Genomic DNA, 16,691 nt, shown 5'->3' on the forward strand with positions numbered 1-16,691 from the left:
CCTGACAGAGGGATTGAACGCGTTCAAGAGTAGTCTTGAACGCGTTCAGGCATTTCCCGTCGACGCACCCCGGTAGGTTGCCGCTCATGACCGAGTGGGACATCAGGAAGCTCCAGATCCTCCGCGCCCTGCGGGATCGCGGCACCGTCACCGCGACCGCGGAGGCGCTGCTCATGACCCCCTCGGCCGTCTCCCAACAGCTCACCAACCTCTCCCGGCAGCTCGGCGTGAAGCTCCTGGAGGCGCACGGGCGCCGGGTGCGGCTCACCGACGCCGCCCATCTGGTGCTGCGGCACGCCGAGGCGGTCTTCGCCCAGCTGGAGCAGGCCGAGGCCGAACTCGACGGCTATCTGCGGGGCGAGGCGGGCCGCGTGCGGGTCGCCGCGTTCTCCACCGCCGTGCCCGCGCTCGTCGTCCCCGCCGTACAGGCCCTGCGTCCCGCCCACCCCGGACTCGACGTCCGGATCCGGGAGGCCGAGGCGGCGGAGGCGTACGAACTGCTCGCCGCCGGCGAGGTCGACCTGGCGCTCTCGCTCGCCGCCCACGCGCCCACGGCCCGCGACCCCAGGTTCAGCCGGCTGCCGCTGCTCGCGGACCCGCTGGACGTCGCCCTGCCCGCCGGGCATCCGCTGGCCGACGCCCCGGGGCTGCAGCTGGCCGACCTCTCCGCCGAGCCGTGGATCTTCGGCGGCTCCGGGCCCTGGTCGGAGATCACCACCGCCGCCTGCGAGGCCGCCGGGTTCGTGCCCGAGCAGGCACACAGCGCCGCCGGCTGGACCGCGATCCTCGCCATGGTCGAGGCAGGGATGGGCGTCGCCCTCGTGCCCCGGATGGCCGCCGCCGAGCGGCGCACCGGCGCGGGCTCCGGCGTGGTCATGCGGGTGCTCTCCGCCGACCAGCCGCGCCGCCACGTCGTCGCGGCGGTACGGCGCGGGGCGGAGGAAGGCCCGGCCGTGGCGAAGGTCCTGGCCGCGCTGCGGCAGGCCGCCGTCCAGCGCGAAACCGTTCAGCACAGCTGAAAGGCGTCATCGAAAACATTCGATGGACCTGGGTGGTCGGCCGGCGGCACAGTCGACGACATGAGCCTCGACGCGAACGACCTCCGCCCGAACGACTCCCGCCCGAACGACCTGCGCCCGGACGACGTCGACCCGCACGCCAACGACGCCGCCCAGTACGCCGGAGGCGACCCGTACGCCGACTACCGCACCGGCGACTTCCCCTTCACGGAGCTCGTCGACCTCGCCGACCGGCGCCTCGGCGCCGGAGTCGTCGCCGCCAACGACGAGTTCTTCGCCGAGCGCGAGAACCTGCTCGTCCGCGAGCGTGCCGTCTTCGACCCCGAGCACTTCGGCCACAAGGGCAAGATCATGGACGGCTGGGAGACCCGGCGCCGCCGCGGCGCCGACGCGGGACACCCGTTTCCCGCGCCCGATGACCACGACTGGGCGATCGTCCGCCTCGGCGCCCCCGGCGTCATCCGGGGCATCGTCGTCGACACCGCCCACTTCCGCGGCAACTACCCGCAGCGCGTCAGCATCCAGGCCACGGCCGTCGAAGGCTCACCGAGCCCCGAGGAGCTCCTCGACGCGAAGTGGGAGGAGCTCGTCCCGCCCACCCCCGTCCGCGGCCACGCCGCCAACGGCTTCACCGTCGACGCCGAGCGCCGCTACACGCACGTACGGCTCTGCCAGCACCCCGACGGCGGCATCGCCCGCCTCCGGGTGCACGGCGAGGTCGTCCCCGACCCCGAGTGGCTGGACGTCCTCGGCACCCTCGACCTGATAGCCGTGGTCAACGGCGGTGTGTACGAGGACGCCTCGGACCGCTTCTACTCCTCGCCCACCCAGATCATCCTGCCCGGCACCTCCCGCAAGATGGACGACGGCTGGGAGAACCGCCGCCGCCGGGTCCGCGGCACCAACGACTGGGTGCGCTTCCGGCTCGCCGCGCAGGGCGCCGTCCGCGCGGTCGAGATCGACACCGCCTGCCTCAAGGGCAACTCGGCCGGCTGGATCGCCCTCCAGGGCCGCAACGGCGAGTCGGGCGAGTGGTTCGAGATCATCCCGCGCACCCGTCTCCAGCCCGACACCCTCCACCGCTTCACCCTCCCCGCCCACGCCGTCGTCACCCACGTCCGCCTCGACGCCTTCCCCGACGGCGGCATCGCCCGGCTGCGGCTGCACGGCAGCCTGACGGAGGACGGCGCGGCCGGACTCCGCGCGCGGTACGCCCGCCTGACCGCGTGACGGAAGAGCGGCGCCACGCCCCCGCGTGACAGACGAAGGGCCCCGGACGGCGAACCGTCCGGGGCCCCCTCATCTCACCGCTCTCAGGCGGCGGCCGCGTCCGCCGCCTGGGCCTTCAGGGCCCGCTCGACGCCCGCACGGCACTCCGTCACCAGACGCCGCAGCGCCGGCGCCGGGGCGTTCGCCGTGATCCAGGCGTCCGTGGCGTCCAGGGTCTCCTGCGAGACCTGGAGCGTCGGGTACAGGCCCACCACGATCTGCTGGACGATCTCGTGGCTGCGGGTCTCCGAGATGCCCTTGATCGAGGCGAAGTACTTCTCCGTGTACGGGGCGATCAGCTCACGCTGGTCGGCCTGCACGAAGCCACCGATCACGGCCTCCTGCACCGCGTTCGCCAGCTTGTCGGACTCGACGACCGACGCCCACGCCTCGGCCTTGGCGGCCTCGGTCGGACGGGCCGCACGGGCCGTGGCCGCGTGGCGCTCGCCCGCCGCCGTACGGTCCCGCTCCAGCTCCGCCGCGATCTCCGGCTCGTCGAAACGGCCGGTCGCCGCGAGCCGCTGCACGAACGCCCAGCGCAGCTCGGTGTCGACGGCCAGACCGTCGATGACCTCGCTGCCGTCGAGCAGCGCGGCGAGCAGGTCGAGCTCCGCGTCCTCACGGGCGGTCGCGGCGAAGGCCCGCGCCCACGCGAGCTGGTGGTCGCTGCCGGGGGCCGCCGCGCGCAGCTGCTCCTGCGCGGCCGCGCCCCAGCGGGCCAGGCCCTCGGCGCGCCACTCCGGCGCCGCGTACAGGTCGAGGGCCGCCTTGACCTGGCCCTGCAGCGACTGCACCACGCCGATGTCGCTCTCCTTGGTGATGCCCGAGAGCACCAGGTCCAGGTAGGCGCGGGTGGCCAGCTCGCCGTCCCGGGTCATGTCCCAGGCCGAGGCCCAGCACAGCGCCCGCGGCAGCGACTCGGTGAAGTCGCCGAGGTGCGCGGTGACGTTCTTCAGGGACACCTCGTCGAGACGGACCTTCGCGTACGACAGGTCGTCGTCGTTGAGCAGCACCACGGCCGGGCGCTGCTTGCCCGCGAGCTGCGGTACCGCCGTCAGCTCGGCCGCCTCGATGTCCAGCTCCAGACGCTCGGTGCGCACCAGCTTGCCGGCCGCGTCCAGGTCGTAGAAGCCGATCGCGATCCGGTGCGGGCGCAGCACGGCCTCGCCCTTGGCGCCGGCCGGCAGCGCCGGGGCCTCCTGGCGGACGGCGAAGGAGGTGATGGCGCCGTTCTCGTCGGTCTCGATCTCGGGACGCAGGATGTTGATGCCCGCGGTCTCCAGCCACGCCTTCGACCAGGCCTTCAGGTCACGGCCGGAGGTCTCCTCCAGCGCGCCCAGCAGGTCGGTGAGGCGGGTGTTGCCGAAGGCGTGCCGCTTGAAGTACGCCTGCACGCCCTGGAAGAACTCGTCCTGCCCGACGTACGCCACCAGCTGCTTCAGGACGGAGGCGCCCTTGGCGTAGGTGATGCCGTCGAAGTTGACGAGCACGTCCTCCAGGTCGTTGATGTCCGCCATGATCGGGTGCGTCGACGGCAGCTGGTCCTGGCGGTAGGCCCAGGTCTTCTCCGCGTTGGCGAAGGTGGTCCAGGCGTTCGGCCAGCGGGTGCCCTTGACGGCGGCCTGGCAGGCGACCGAGGTGTAGGTGGCGAACGACTCGTTCAGCCACAGGTCGTTCCACCACTCCATGGTGACGAGGTCGCCGAACCACATGTGGGCGAGCTCGTGCAGGATGGTCTCGGCACGGCGCTCGTACGCCGCGTCCGTCACCTTCGAGCGGAACACGTACTGGTCGCGGATGGTGACCGCGCCCGCGTTCTCCATCGCGCCCGCGTTGAACTCCGGCACGAACAGCTGGTCGTACTTGGCGAACGGGTAGGCGTAGTCGAACTTCTCCTGGAACCAGCCGAAGCCCTGGCGGGTGACGTCGAAGATGTGCTCCGCGTCCAGGAACTCGGCCAGCGACGGACGGCAGTAGATGCCGAGCGGCACGACCTGGCCGCCCGGGCCCTCGTACGAGGAGTGCACCGAGTGGTACGGGCCGACGATCAGCGCCGTGATGTACGTGGAGATGCGCGGCGTCGGCTCGAAGGCCCACACGCCGTCCTTCGGCTCCGGCGTGGGGGAGTTGGAGATGACGCTCCAGCCCTCCGGCGCCTTCACGGTGAACTGGAAGGTCGCCTTCAGGTCGGGCTGCTCGAAGGACGCGAACACCCGGCGGGCGTCCGGCACCTCGAACTGCGTGTACAGATAGGCCTGTCCGTCGACGGGGTCGACGAAGCGGTGCAGGCCTTCACCGGTGTTGGTGTACGCGCAGTCGGCGACGACCTTCAGCTCGTTGCGGCCCTGCTGGAGCTGCGGCAGCGCGATCCGGGAGTCCCGGAAGACGGCGGCGACGTCCAGGGCGTGCCCGTTGAGCACGACCTCGTGGACGGCCGGGGCGACGAGATCGATGAAGGTCTCGGCACCGGCCTCGGCGGAATCGAAGCGGACGGTGGTGACGGACCGGTAGGTGCCGCCCTCCTGCGCACCGGTGAGGTCGAGGTCGACCTCGTACGCGTCCACGGACAGCAGCTTCGCCCGCTGCTGCGCCTCTTCACGGGTCAGGTTTGTGCCAGGCACCCGGTCAACTCCTCGGTTTCGTGACGTTTGGCCCATCCTTCCACGGGGTGTGCGGACGGCGCACGGTGCATTTCCCAGGGCGAACAAGCGGAGGGCGGCCACCCGTGGGGGTGGCCGCCCTCGATGCGTACGTCCGGGTGTCAGCCCTTCAGCTCAGCGGCGACGAGCTCGGCGATCTGCACGGCGTTCAGCGCGGCGCCCTTGCGCAGGTTGTCGTTGGACAGGAAGAGCGCGAGGCCGTTCTCGACGGTCTCGTCGACACGGATGCGGCCCACGTAGGAGGCGTCCTTGCCGGCGGCCTGGAGCGGGGTCGGGATGTCGGAGAGCTCGACGCCCTCGGCGTCCCTGAGGAGCTCGTAGGCGCGCTCGACGCTGATCGGACGCGCGAAGCGGGCGTTGACCTGGAGCGAGTGGCCGGAGAAGACCGGGACGCGCACGCAGGTGCCGGAGACCTTGAGGTCCGGGATCTCCAGGATCTTGCGGGACTCGTTGCGGAGCTTCTGCTCCTCGTCGGTCTCGAAGGAGCCGTCGTCGACGATCGAGCCGGCCAGCGGCAGCACGTTGAAGGCGATCGGGCGCTTGTACACGCCGGGCTCGGGGAAGTCGACGGCCTCGCCGTCGTACGCCAGCTGGTCGGCCTGCTCGGCGACCGCGCAGGCCTGGGTGCGCAGCTCGGCGACACCGGCCAGGCCCGAGCCGGAGACGGCCTGGTAGGTGGTGGCGACCAGCGCGGTCAGGCCGGCCTCCTGGTGGAGCGGCTTGAGCACCGGCATGGCGGCCATCGTGGTGCAGTTCGGGTTGGCGATGATCCCCTTGGGGCGGTCCTTGACCGCGTGCGGGTTGACCTCGGACACCACCAGCGGGACCTCGGGGTCGCGGCGCCAGGCGGAGGAGTTGTCGATCACCACGGCGCCCTGCGAGGCGACCTTCTCGGCGAGGGCCTTGGAGGTGGTGCCGCCGGCCGAGAAGAGGACGATGTCGAGGCCGGTGTAGTCGGCGGTGGAGGCGTCCTCGACGGTGACGCCGTCCAGGACCGTGCCGGCGGAGCGGGACGAGGCGAACAGGCGCAGCTCGTCCACCGGGAAGTTCCGCTCGGCCAGAATCTTGCGCATGACTGTGCCGACCTGACCGGTGGCTCCGACGATTCCGACCTTCACGGGGATCCTCCGAATGTGTGTGCAGGGTGGTGCCGCATCCATCATGCGTGTGGCCCGGGGCGCCTTGTCCAATTCATTGTCCAAGGGACGGGACGGCTTCCGCAGGTCCTAAGACGCCGAAGGGGGCGGACACCGTTCCGGTGCCCGCCCCCAGGCCTGGCCATGTCAGGGTGTGACCCTCGTCATGGTCGGCGTTACGGCGTGACCTTCTCGATCACGACGCTGCCGGTGCCCGCGGCGGTGCCGCGCGCGTTCAGCAGCTGGACCTCGCCGAAGAACTGCCGGCCCTCGGGCGCGGCGGCGTTCACGACGACCTCGGCGGCGACCTCGGCGGTGCCGCCGTTGGCCAGCTGGACCTGCTTCGACTCGTCGACCTTCACGGAGCCGAGCGCGGACGAGTAGTACACGTCCTTGTAGTCGTAGCTGGTGCCGCCGGCCGCCTGGACGGAGTAACCGTCGATGACGACGGTGTAGGTGCCCGCGGCGGGCTTGATCAGCGTGACGGACTCCTCGGAGTCGCCGTCGGCGGACTGGCCGACCTGCTTGTCGCCGAGCTTGACCGTGAGGTCGAGGTCGGCCGCCAGGTCGGAGGTGTTGCCGATGGCGATGTCCAGGCGCTCCACGCCCTCACCGATGGTGACGGTCTTGATCTGCTGCTCGTGGTGCTGGATGGTCGCCTTCTCGGACTTCTGCGAGCCGAGCGGGCCGCCCTTCAGACGCCCGTCGAGCGCGGCGAAGCGGTTGGAGACGTTCCACTGCACGGCGGCCGGGGTGCCGATCTTCGCCTCGGCGACGGTCTGGACCGCCGGGTCGAAGTCGGCGCCGAGGACGGACACGTTCAGGGTGAACGGGTTGTCCAGGTCCGGCGAGGTGCGGCGGGACTCGACGATGATCTCCCAGACGCCCGGGATCGGGTTCGCGTAGGAGCGCACGTCCGGGCGGCAGGTGTTCGCCGGGTTGTAGTGCGGGTAGCACTGGTTGGTCGCGTTGTCCTCGAGGGCGACGCCGTACGGGTGCTGGGTGATGAACCGGGTCTGGCTCTTCTCCTTCAGCCCGCCGATCGCGACCTCGAGGGTCTTCGCGCCCTTCGGCACGGTGACGAAGTACGACTTGTGGCTGTTGCGCTGCACGGAGCCGGAGGCGGTGAAGCCGTAGCCGGGCGCGACCAGGTCGGCGGAGACGACCGAGGTGGCGAGGATCTGCTTGTCGACGCCCTCGGTGCGCTCGTCGTCGGCCTCCAGGATGACGCTGTGGACGCCGGCCGTCTTCGGGCGGGCCTCCAGCTTGACGGTGACCGGCTTGTTCAGCGGCAGGTCGATCTCGTCGTCGCCGAGGATGCGGAAGGTGCCGTCGTTGTACTTGAGGTCCAGCTCGTGCTCGATGACCCGGTCCGGGCCGCTCGTGCGCGTGACGGTGACGTCGTAGACCTTCTTCTGGCCGACCTTGAGGCCGCCCTCACGGTCGTACACACCGCTGCCGGTGTGCGGAGCCGGGAAGATCACGGTGTCGACCGGGGCCTCGACCTTGTAGTCGTGCGCCTTGGCGCCGTCCTTGATCGACTCCCAGGCCTCCTCGATGTCGATGAGGCCGGCACCCTGCTCGTGGGCCGCGACGCCGGAGATCCGCTTCGCGGTCGAGGTGAGCGCGGTGCGCAGGGTGTTCGGGGAGAGCGCGATGTGCTTCTGCTTGGCCGCGGAGATCAGCAGCGCGCTCGCGCCCGCCGCCTGCGGCGAGGACATCGAGGTGCCGTTGAGCATGCCGTAGCCGGCGGGCAGCGTGTAACCGGCCTCGGCGACACCCGCGCCGGCCTGCCAGGTCGGGATGGTGTTCACGGCCGAGCCGGGGGCGGTGATGGTCGGGGTGAAGCCGCCGTCCTCACGCGGGCCGCGCGAGGAGAAGGGGAACATGGCGTACTTCTTCTCGACGGCGGAGCCGTAGTTCGCGGCCCAGGTCTCCTTGGAGACGGCCGCGCCGACCGAGAGGACCTTGTCGGCCAGGCCGGGGTCGCCGATCGTGTTGATGCCGGGGCCCTCGTTGCCGGCCGAGATGACCAGCTGCACGCCGTACTCGTCGATGAGACGGGTGTAGAGGCGGGCGCGGACGTTGTCGCCGTCGTTCTGCAGCGGCAGGCCGCCGATGGACATGTTGACGATGTCGACGCCACGGTTGGCGACGAGGTCGATCATGCCCTCGGTGAGCGCGGTGTTGGTGCAGCCGCCGGTCCAGGTGCAGGCACGGGAGGACACGATCTTCGCGCCGGGCGCGGCGCCGTTCATCTTGCCGCCGAACAGGCCGTTGGCGGCGGTGATGCCGGCGACGTGGGTGCCGTGCGAGGACTCGACGAGGCCGACGTTCACGAAGTCGGCCTTCTTGCCGACCCACGTGCCGCCCAGCGGGTCCATCGGCACGTCCTTGCGGATCTGCACGACGAACGGGGTCTTCTCGACGACCTCGGTGGCCGGGTTGTCGGTGCCGAAGTAGCCGACCTGGTTGCCGTCCTTGTACGGCTTCATCGGAGCGTTGTCCGTGAAGTCGCCGTTCTGGTCGGAGTCCACCCGGACGGTGCCGGCGGCGGCGTCGTAGAGCAGACCGAAGACGTCGGTGGTGTCGCCGTCCCGGTTGATGTCGCCCTTCGGGTCGCCGCCCGCGGTGACCGACTCGCGGAAGACGCTGAAGCTGTAGCTGCCCTCGGGGGACTTCCAGCTCTGGCTGCCGGCGGTGAAGACGGGGCCCGTGACCGCGGTGATCTGGGCACGCCAGGTGCCGTCGCCCTCGGTCAGCGGGTCGGTGGCGGTGACCCAGTCGACGATCTTGCGCTCGCCGGTGGTGGTCTTCTGCAGGGCCGGGTGGCCGAGGTCGACACCGGAGTCGAGGACGCCGATGGTCACGCCGCGGCCGTCGGCCTTCGGGTGCTCCTTGACGAAGTCGACCGCACCCGTCTCGTGGGACGGGTTGTACGGGTTCTTCGCCGGCGTGTTCCTGCCGGGGGCCGGGTACGTCTGCGTGACGGTGGTGCCGTCGACGGCGCCGGTGGTGCCCGCGTCCGGGGTCGGGTCGTCGAGCTCGATCTCCGCCTGGAGGTCGATCGACTGGACCGAGGAGAGCTTGGTGGCGGCCTTGATGGCGGCCTCGGCCTTGCCGGTCGGGAGGGTGGCGCGGACGTAGCCGAGCTTGTCGTCCCGCTTGCCGACGGAGGCGCCGGGCACGGCGTCGAGCTGGCCCGCGACCTGCTCGGTGGCGCCGGGCGCGGTGGCGACCAGGACCGTGACGTTCGGCTTGTTCGCGGCCTCGGCCTCGGAGAGGCGCTGGGCGTCGGTGGCGCCGAGCTTGTCGCCCGCGTCGGCGGTCTTGGCGGAGTTCGCCGGGGTGGGAGCGGCCGCCGGGTCGTCGACGGCCAGGACCGGGGCGGCGCCGGCCGTGACCAGCGCGGTCACGAGTCCGGCGGCGGCGGCGATGCGGGCCGCACGTCTGGTCCCGGTGGTCGAGCGCCCGGGTATGGAGCTCTGGGTTTCGGGGGTGGTCATTTACATCCCTGTTGTGAAAGAAGAGGGTCCGGATTTCGGTACCGGATGACCGCTCAGCCTTTCGCAAGAGGGCGGGTTTTGGGGAGAGTTATCGGGCGGCGGAATGCGCGCATGGCGCACATCCGCCACCGCGGACCGTGCGCCATGAGGGACGAAACGCCCCTAACAGGGGCGTTGCGACGGGAGGTTCAGCCCGAATCCCTTGGGGGACTAGTTGTCTTTTGTACGGGCATAGTGGCGCGAGGCCTTGGCCCGGTTACCGCACAGGGCCATCGAGCACCAGCGGCGGGTGCCGTTCCGCGAGGTGTCGAAGAAGTGCAGGATGCACGCCTCGTGGGCGCAGGCGCGGATGCGCTCCGGGTTCGCCCGGAGCAGGTCGAGGTAGTCGCGCGCGGCGATCCAGCCGGGTCCGTGCGCGGGATCGGCGAACTCCGCCTCCTCGCCCGGGCCCTCCGTGGTGAGCGTGGCCCGGATGCGGCCGTGCCCGAGCACCGCGTCCACCGCGGCGGTCGCCTCGGCGTCGCCGGGCCGGTCGACGAGCGCGGCGAGCGCGTCGCGGGCGGCGAGGGTGTGGCGCAGGGTGGCCGCGTCGGCGGCGAAGCGCCCTTCGAGCCCGTTGGCGGCGAGCCAGACCGCGAGCCCGTCGGTGTCGGTGAGCAGGTCCTGGCGGACGCCGTCCGCCATCCACCGGGTGTTGAGCAGGTCGAGCGAGACGGGCTCGCCGGTGAGCGGCCGCGGATCGATGACGGTCATGGCGGGCGCCTTCCTCGGCGGACGGATTCCGGACTAACCCCTCAAGGGTACGTGAGCGGTTGCGCACGGCCATGGCTAACCCCTAAAGTCCGAGTGAGGGGTTAGCTCGTCGCTGTGCCCGGGAGGGCCGACCGCCGGAGCCAGGCGGGACGGCGCGGGCGCATGCGCAGGCAACTGCGGCCCCGGCCCCGCCCGCTCGCCCGTGCCTCCCTGACGACCTCCGACGCGAAGGACCACGCATGCCGCCCGCCCCGCCCGACCCGACCGCCCCGGCCCCGACCACCCCGCTCGCCCCGACAGCCGCAGCGGCCGCAGCCGCCCTGGCCGGCGCGACCAGCCCGGGTGCCGCGGGCGCCCTGACGGCCGCAGCCGCCCTGGCCGGCGCGACCAGCCCGGGTGCCGCGGGCGCCCCGACGGCCGCAGCTGCCCCCGCCCCGGCCGCCCCGCCCGCTCCCTCCCTGTCCCCGCCGGTCTCGCCGCCCCCGCGGCCTCGCGCTCGTGTCCTGCTCGGGTCCACCGCGGTGAGCGTCACCGCCCTGCTCCTGCTCGTCGTGGTCGGCGCCGTGCTCCGTCAGCCGCTGCTCATCCCGCCGCTCGCCGCGAGCATGGCGCTGGTGGCGGGCGCGCCCAACCTGCCGCTGGCCCAGCCGCGCTCCGTCGTCGGCGGCCAGCTCCTCTCCGCGCTCACCGGCTTCGCCGTCCTCGCGCTCACCGGCCCCGGCCCGTGGGGCGCCGCGCTCGCCGGCGGCCTCGCACTGGGCGTGATGGCGGCCGCCCGTACCCCGCACTCGCCCGCCGCGGCCACCGCCGTGATCGTGACCCTCCAGAACCCGCCGTTCTGGACCTTTCTCGGCCTTCTCGTCCTCGCCTCCCTCCTCCTCGTCGCCACCGGCCTGGCCGGCGCCCGTCTGACGGGCCGCCGCTACCCGGCGTACTGGCTCTAACCTCGCCGTATGAAGACGGAGTTGAGGGTGGCGGCCTACGCCGTGTGCGTGCGGGACGGGCAGATACTGCTGGCCCGCTGGGTGGACAAGGCCGGGGTCAGGCGGTGGACGCTGCCCGGGGGCGGGATGGACCACGGCGAGCTGCCGGTCGAGACCGTCGTGCGGGAGGTCGAGGAGGAGACGGGGTACGAGGCCGAGGTCGTCGCCCTGCTCGGGATCGACTCCATCCGCCGCGACCGGCTGCGCCGGCTCGGCGGGCCCGGCGACTGGCAGGGCCTCAGGATCGTCTACGAGGCCCGGATCACCGGCGGTGCCCTGCGCAACGAGCAGGGCGGCTCCACCGACCTCGCCGCCTGGCACCCGCTCGACTCCGTGCCCTCGCTCACCCGCGTCGAACTCGTCGACATCGGCCTCCAGCTCTGGCGCGACCGGCCCCCGTCGGGCCACTCCCACCTCACCGATCCGGCGAACGGCTGAAAACGGCTCAACCGTCACGACCCGCCTCAACCCGCCGCCCGCCTCCCGCGGTCCCCTCCCGTGACCGCAGCACAACGATCACGGGAGCCCGAATGTCAGCCGCACGCACCGCCCGTACCGTCGTCGCCGCCGGCCTGGTGGCCGGCCTCGCCGCGACCGCGCTCGCCGCACCCGCAGTCGCCGCCGCGCCACCGGCCGGGCCCTCCCACGCCGCCACCCAGCAGGCCCTGGACGCGGCCGTGGCCGCGGGCGTGCCCGGCGCCGTCGCGGCGGCCCGCGACGGCAAGGACCGCTGGACCGGCACCGCGGGCGAGCGCAAGGGCGACGACCGCTACCGGGTCGGCTCCATCACCAAGACCTTCGCCGCCACCGTCCTCCTCCAGCTCCAGGCCGAGGGCCGGCTCGACCTCGACGACCCGGTCGAGAAGTGGCTGCCCGGCGTGGTCCGCGGCAACGGCCACGACGGCCGGAAGATCACCGTCCGCCAGCTCCTCAACCACACCAGCGGTGTGTACAACGTGACCTCGGACCCCGGCTTCCAGGAGAAGGTCTTCGGTCCCGCCTTCCTGGAGCACCGCTACGACACCTGGACGCCGCAGCAGCTCGTCGCCATCGCCATGACCCACGAGCCGGACTTCGCGCCCGGCACCGACTGGAACTACTCCAACACCAACTACGTCCTCGCCGGCATGGTCATCGAGAAGGTCACCGGCCGTCCGTACGGCAAGGCGGTCGAGAACCGGATCATCAAGCCGCTGAAGCTCCGCGCCACCAGCGTTCCCGGCACTGACCCCCGGATGCCGAGGCCGAACTCCGGCGCCTACTCCAAGCTGTCCCGCGAGTCCGACGGCCCGACGTACGACGTGACCCGGCTGAACCCGAGCATCGCCTACGCGGCGGGCGAGATGATCTCCGACTCGAACGACCTGCAGACGTTCTACCGCGCTCTGATCAAGGGCAGGCTGCTGCCGGCGGCCGAGATGAAGGAGCTGACCGACACGGTCGCCACGTCCCGCGACGGTGGGGACGTCCGCTACGGACTCGGGCTGATGCAGGCGAAGCTGAGCTGCGGCAAGGAGATCTGGGGCCACAGCGGCGGCATCCACGGATCCAGCTCGCAGGCCGTGGTCACCAGGGACGGCGAGCACTCCCTCGCCGGGAACTTCAACGCCGACTGGACGGGCGACACCCAGTCCCTCCTGGAGGCGGAGTTCTGCGGCACGGCTCCGAAGAAGTAGCCCACGAGGGCGGCGTTCAGCGGGGCAGGACGACGACGTAGGCGGGCGGCTGCCGGTCCGGCGCGGCCATCAGGGCCGTACGGACCACGGTCGCCTGCTGGTCCATCGCCTCGCGCAGCTTGCGCGGGGTCAGGTGGACGACGGTGATGCCGAGCCGCTCCAGGTGCTCGCGCTTGCGCGTGTACTCCGACCAGAGCGCGTCGTCGTCCTGCCGCGGCGCCCGGGTGTCCAGCTCCACCGCGACCGCCTGGTCCGGCCAGTAGGCGTCCACGCCGCCGAGGTGGGGGCCGCCGGGCAGCCGCAGGTCCACGTTCCACAGCGGGTCCGGCAGCGCGAACTCCCGCACCATCGTGTACAGCCGGTCCTCGGCGATCGACCGGCCCTCGGCGAGCAGCGAGTCCACCGCGTCCACCACATGGGGCCGGGTCAGCAGCCGGGCCCGGTTCAACTCCCTGACGACGGACCCCGGTTCGCAGTGGCCCGCGCTCACCGCCTCGGTGAGCAGCCGGCGCACCACGCCCGCGTCGGACAGCGCCGAGACGGCGTCGGCGAGCGCCCGGGGCACCGGGGCGACCGGCAGCCCGTCGATCTCCAGCGACTGCGGCGGCTCGGCCGTGCGCACCACCCGCACGAGGCCGGTCGAGCGCAGCCGCCGGGTGCGCGGCACGAGGACGTCGACCCGGTCGATCATGCCGGGCGGGGGAGCGGAGGCGAAGCGGTGCAGGGAGAGGGCGGCGAGCCCGGTGAGCATCGACCCGGTGCCCGCGTGGCGGACGGCCTCGCGGAACCGGTCGGCTCCGGTGTGGGGGAGGGGGGAGAGGGGGGCCTTGGGGGAGGTGTCGTGGTTCATGTCGACGGTCTTCCGTCGTCCGGACCTCAACTAACCGCTGTTACACGCCCGTCGACATTTAGGGACAACCCCGCACTAAAGTACGCGCGTTCGAGTGCCGAGTAGGCGCGGCCCGCCCACCAGGCACGCAACACGCAACCCGGGCCCGCCCGCACGCACAGCGGCCCCCGGCGGAGGGTCTCCGCCGGGGGCCGAAGGCGCCCTACGAGGCAGGGCCGGGGATCAGAGCGCGCGCCCGTCGCACTCCTGCGCCCGCAGCGCCCGCGCCAGGTCGTCCCGCGCCTCCAGGACGAGACGGCGCAGCGCCGGGGCGGCGTCGGCGTGCTCGCCCAGCCAGGCGTCGGTCGCGGCCAGCGTCTCCGGCCGGTCCTGGAGCCCCGGGAACAGACCGCGCACCACGTCCATGCCGATCTGGATGGACCGCTCCGCCCAGATCCGCTCGATCACCGCGAAGTACTTCTCCGCGTACGGGGCGATCAGCTCGCGCTGCGAGGGCCGCACGAAGCCCGCGATCGTCGCCTCCACGAGGGCGTTCGACAGCGCGTCCGACTCGACGACCTGGGCCCAGGCCTGCGCCTTGACCGCGGCCGAGGGCCGGGCCGCCAGGCAGCGCACCTGGTGCCGCTTGCCGGTCGCGGTGTCGTCACGGGACAGCTCCGCGCCGATCCGGGCCTCGTCGGCGCGGCCGTGCGTGGCCAGCGGCTCCAGGAAAGCCCAGCGCAGCTCCTGGTCCACGTCGAGCCCGTCGACCGCGGCCGAGCCGTCGAGCAGACCCTCCAGGAGCTGGAGGTCGGCCTCGGAGGACGCGACGGCGGCGAAGAAGCGCGCCCAGGTCAGCTGGTGCTCGCTGCCCGGCTCGGCGAGCCGCAGCTCGCGCAGCCCGCCCTCGGCGAGCAGCCGCCCGCCCTCCGGCCGCCAGTCCGGCGCCGCGTAGTGGGTGACGGCCGACTGCGCCCAGGCGTGCACCATCTGCAGGACGCCGATGTCGGTCTCGCGGCCCGCGAAGTCCAGCGCGATCCGCACGAAGTCGCGGGCCGGCATCAGCCCGTCGCGGGTCAGGTTCCACAGCGCCGACCAGCACAGGGCGCGGGCCAGCGGGTCGGTGATGTCGCCGAGGTGGGCGCGCAGGGTGGCGAGCGAGCCCTCGTCGAAGCGGACCTTGCAGTAGGTGAGGTCGTCGTCGTTGACCAGGACCAGGTCCGGCTTCTCGGCGCCCGCCAACTCGGCCACGACCGTGCTCGCACCCGTGATGTCCGCCTCCACGCGCGCGTACCGCACGAGCTCGCCGTCCGAGAGGCGGTAGAGACCGACTGCGGCGCGGTGCGGACGGAGCTCTCCGCCCTCCTGGAGGACGGCGAGCTCGGTGATCCGGCCCTCGGCGTCGTACGTGACGACCGGCGTCAGGGTGTTGACGCCGGAGGTCTGCAGCCAGGACTTCGCCCAGGCCTTCATGTCCCGGCCGGAGGTCTCCTCCAGGACGGTCAGCAGGTCCGCGAGGCGCGTGTTGCCGTACGCGTGGCGCTTGAAGTAGCGGCGCGCGCCCTCGAGGAACGCGTCCCGGCCCGCGTACGCCACGAGCTGCTTCAGGACCGACGCGCCCTTGGCGTAGGTGATGCCGTCGAAGTTGAGCTTGGCGTCCTCCAGGTCACGGATGTCGGCCGTGATCGGGTGGGTGGACGGCAGCTGGTCGGCTCGGTACGCCCAGGCCTTGCGGTTGTTGGCGAAGGTCACCCAGCTGTTGGTGAAGCGGGTCGCCTCGGCGAGCGAGAAGGAGCCCATGAAGTCGGCGAAGGACTCCTTCAGCCACAGGTCGTCCCACCACACCATGGTGACCAGGTCGCCGAACCACATGTGGGCCATCTCGTGCAGGATCACGTTGGCCCGGCGCTCGTACGCCGCCTGCGTCACCTTGCCGCGGTAGATGTACTCCTCGCGGAAGGTGACCATGCCCGGGTTCTCCATGGCGCCGAGGTTGTACTCGGGCACGAAGGCCTGGTCGTACTTCCCGAACGGATACGGGAAGTCGAAGTTGTCGTGGAAGAAGTCGAAGCCCTGCTTCGTGATCAGGAAGACGTCGTCCGCGTCGAAGTGCTTCGCGAGGCCCTTGCGGCACATCGCGCCCAGCGGGATCACGAGCTCGGTGCCGTCGGCGGAGACCCGCTTGTAGGTGTCCGTCACGTAGTGGTACGGCCCGGCGACGACGCACGTGATGTACGTGGAGATCGGCGCTGTCTCGGCGAACCGCCAGCGCCCCTCGGCGTCCTGCTCGCCGGCGCCGTTCGACCAGACCGTCCAGCCCTCGGGGGCGTCCACCTCGAAGCGGTACGGGGCCTTGAGGTCGGGCTGCTCGAAGTTGGCGAAGACGCGGCGGGCGTCGGCCGGCTCGTACTGCGTGTAGAGGTAGACCTCGCCGTCCTCCGGGTCGACGAAGCGGTGCATGCCCTCGCCGGTGCGGCTGTAGGCGCACTGGGCGTCGACGACCAGCACGTTCTCGTCGGCGAGGCCGTCGACGGCGATCCGTGAGCCGTCGAAGACGACCGCGGGGTCGAGCGCGCGGCCGTTGAGCGTGACCGCGTTCACCGAAGGGGCGACCAGGTCGACGAAGGTGGCGTCGCCGGTGCCCGTGCGGCGGAAGCGCAGCGTGGTCACCGAGCGGAAGGTGCGCACGCCCTCCCCGGACTCGCCGACCGCCGACCGCAGGTCGAGGTAGACCTCGTACCCGTCGACGGACAGCAGCTCGGCCCGCTCGCGGGCCTCGTCGCGGGACAGATTCTCACCGGGCACGGGGCACTCCTTCGTGACGCCATCGAAACAGCACCGATCCTGCCATGTGCCACTG

Annotated in this window: 11 protein-coding genes; 5 read left to right on the forward strand and 6 right to left on the reverse strand. The window is 72.0% G+C overall.

Translation table 11 applies throughout. The features are described from left to right. The first annotated feature begins 86 nt into the window (after positions 1–86). Together ACFVGS_RS09965 and alc are read left to right on the forward strand one after the other, a co-directional pair. A complete protein-coding gene (locus ACFVGS_RS09965; protein WP_385692104.1) occupies positions 87–1,019 on the forward strand; it encodes a LysR family transcriptional regulator in 933 nt (310 codons plus the stop codon). Positions 1,020–1,079: 60 nt separating this feature from the next. Next, entirely contained in the window at positions 1,080–2,249 is a 1,170-nt protein-coding gene (gene alc / locus ACFVGS_RS09970; RefSeq protein ID WP_385692106.1) for an allantoicase, read from the forward strand. Between the two features lie 83 nt (positions 2,250–2,332). Here the strand turns inward: alc and pepN (ACFVGS_RS09975) are convergent, their stop codons facing one another. The 4 genes from pepN (ACFVGS_RS09975) to ACFVGS_RS09990 all read right to left on the reverse strand — a co-directional run bounded on the left by pepN (ACFVGS_RS09975) (position 2,333) and on the right by ACFVGS_RS09990 (position 10,343). Then, positions 2,333–4,909, reverse strand: a complete 2,577-nt coding sequence (gene pepN, locus ACFVGS_RS09975) for an aminopeptidase N (RefSeq protein ID WP_384421473.1) — start codon at positions 4,907–4,909, stop codon at positions 2,333–2,335. Between the two features lie 140 nt (positions 4,910–5,049). After that, positions 5,050–6,066: an aspartate-semialdehyde dehydrogenase gene (locus ACFVGS_RS09980; protein ID WP_385692108.1), complete on the reverse strand. Its 1,017-nt coding sequence runs from the start codon at positions 6,064–6,066 to the stop codon at positions 5,050–5,052. Positions 6,067–6,260: 194 nt separating this feature from the next. Further along, positions 6,261–9,590 carry a S8 family serine peptidase gene (locus ACFVGS_RS09985; RefSeq protein WP_385692109.1) on the reverse strand — a complete coding sequence of 1,110 codons (3,330 nt, stop codon included), beginning with the start codon at positions 9,588–9,590 and terminating at the stop codon, positions 6,261–6,263. A 210-nt stretch (positions 9,591–9,800) separates the two neighbouring features. Then, a complete protein-coding gene (locus ACFVGS_RS09990) occupies positions 9,801–10,343 on the reverse strand; it encodes a CGNR zinc finger domain-containing protein (protein WP_384421479.1) in 543 nt (180 codons plus the stop codon). Positions 10,344–10,582: 239 nt separating this feature from the next. On the opposite strand from ACFVGS_RS09990, the gene ACFVGS_RS09995 reads away from it, so the two are divergent. The 3 genes from ACFVGS_RS09995 to ACFVGS_RS10005 all read left to right on the forward strand — a co-directional run bounded on the left by ACFVGS_RS09995 (position 10,583) and on the right by ACFVGS_RS10005 (position 13,002). Next, positions 10,583–11,287 carry an HPP family protein gene (locus tag ACFVGS_RS09995; RefSeq protein WP_385692111.1) on the forward strand — a complete coding sequence of 235 codons (705 nt, stop codon included), beginning with the start codon at positions 10,583–10,585 and terminating at the stop codon, positions 11,285–11,287. Between the two features lie 9 nt (positions 11,288–11,296). After that, on the forward strand, positions 11,297–11,764 hold the full coding sequence (locus ACFVGS_RS10000) for an NUDIX hydrolase (protein WP_384421483.1): 468 nt from the start codon (positions 11,297–11,299) through the stop codon (positions 11,762–11,764). A gap of 92 nt (positions 11,765–11,856) precedes the next feature. Continuing rightward, positions 11,857–13,002 (forward strand): serine hydrolase domain-containing protein, encoded by a 1,146-nt coding sequence (locus ACFVGS_RS10005; RefSeq protein WP_385692113.1) that lies wholly within the window; start codon positions 11,857–11,859, stop codon positions 13,000–13,002. A gap of 16 nt (positions 13,003–13,018) precedes the next feature. Here the strand turns inward: ACFVGS_RS10005 and ACFVGS_RS10010 are convergent, their stop codons facing one another. Both ACFVGS_RS10010 and pepN (ACFVGS_RS10015) read right to left on the reverse strand, forming a co-directional pair. Beyond that, positions 13,019–13,852 carry a hypothetical protein gene (locus ACFVGS_RS10010; RefSeq protein WP_384421487.1) on the reverse strand — a complete coding sequence of 278 codons (834 nt, stop codon included), beginning with the start codon at positions 13,850–13,852 and terminating at the stop codon, positions 13,019–13,021. Between the two features lie 222 nt (positions 13,853–14,074). Beyond that, on the reverse strand, positions 14,075–16,636 hold the full coding sequence (gene pepN / locus ACFVGS_RS10015; RefSeq protein ID WP_385692114.1) for an aminopeptidase N: 2,562 nt from the start codon (positions 16,634–16,636) through the stop codon (positions 14,075–14,077). Positions 16,637–16,691 lie beyond the last annotated feature (55 nt).

Origin of the sequence: Streptomyces sp. NPDC127114 (genome assembly GCF_042677525.1) — a bacterium.
GTDB lineage: Bacteria > Actinomycetota > Actinomycetes > Streptomycetales > Streptomycetaceae > Streptomyces.

Coding starts and splice junctions, on each gene's coding strand:
- ACFVGS_RS09990 (WP_384421479.1), bottom strand. CDS start 10,343: ATGACCGTCATCGATCCGCGGCCGCTCACCGGCGAGCCCGTCTCGCTC.
- alc (WP_385692106.1), top strand. CDS start 1,080: ATGAGCCTCGACGCGAACGACCTCCGCCCGAACGACTCCCGCCCGAAC.
- ACFVGS_RS09985 (WP_385692109.1), bottom strand. CDS start 9,590: ATGACCACCCCCGAAACCCAGAGCTCCATACCCGGGCGCTCGACCACC.
- ACFVGS_RS09995 (WP_385692111.1), top strand. CDS start 10,583: ATGCCGCCCGCCCCGCCCGACCCGACCGCCCCGGCCCCGACCACCCCG.
- ACFVGS_RS10005 (WP_385692113.1), top strand. CDS start 11,857: ATGTCAGCCGCACGCACCGCCCGTACCGTCGTCGCCGCCGGCCTGGTG.
- ACFVGS_RS09965 (WP_385692104.1), top strand. CDS start 87: ATGACCGAGTGGGACATCAGGAAGCTCCAGATCCTCCGCGCCCTGCGG.
- ACFVGS_RS10000 (WP_384421483.1), top strand. CDS start 11,297: ATGAAGACGGAGTTGAGGGTGGCGGCCTACGCCGTGTGCGTGCGGGAC.
- ACFVGS_RS10010 (WP_384421487.1), bottom strand. CDS start 13,852: ATGAACCACGACACCTCCCCCAAGGCCCCCCTCTCCCCCCTCCCCCAC.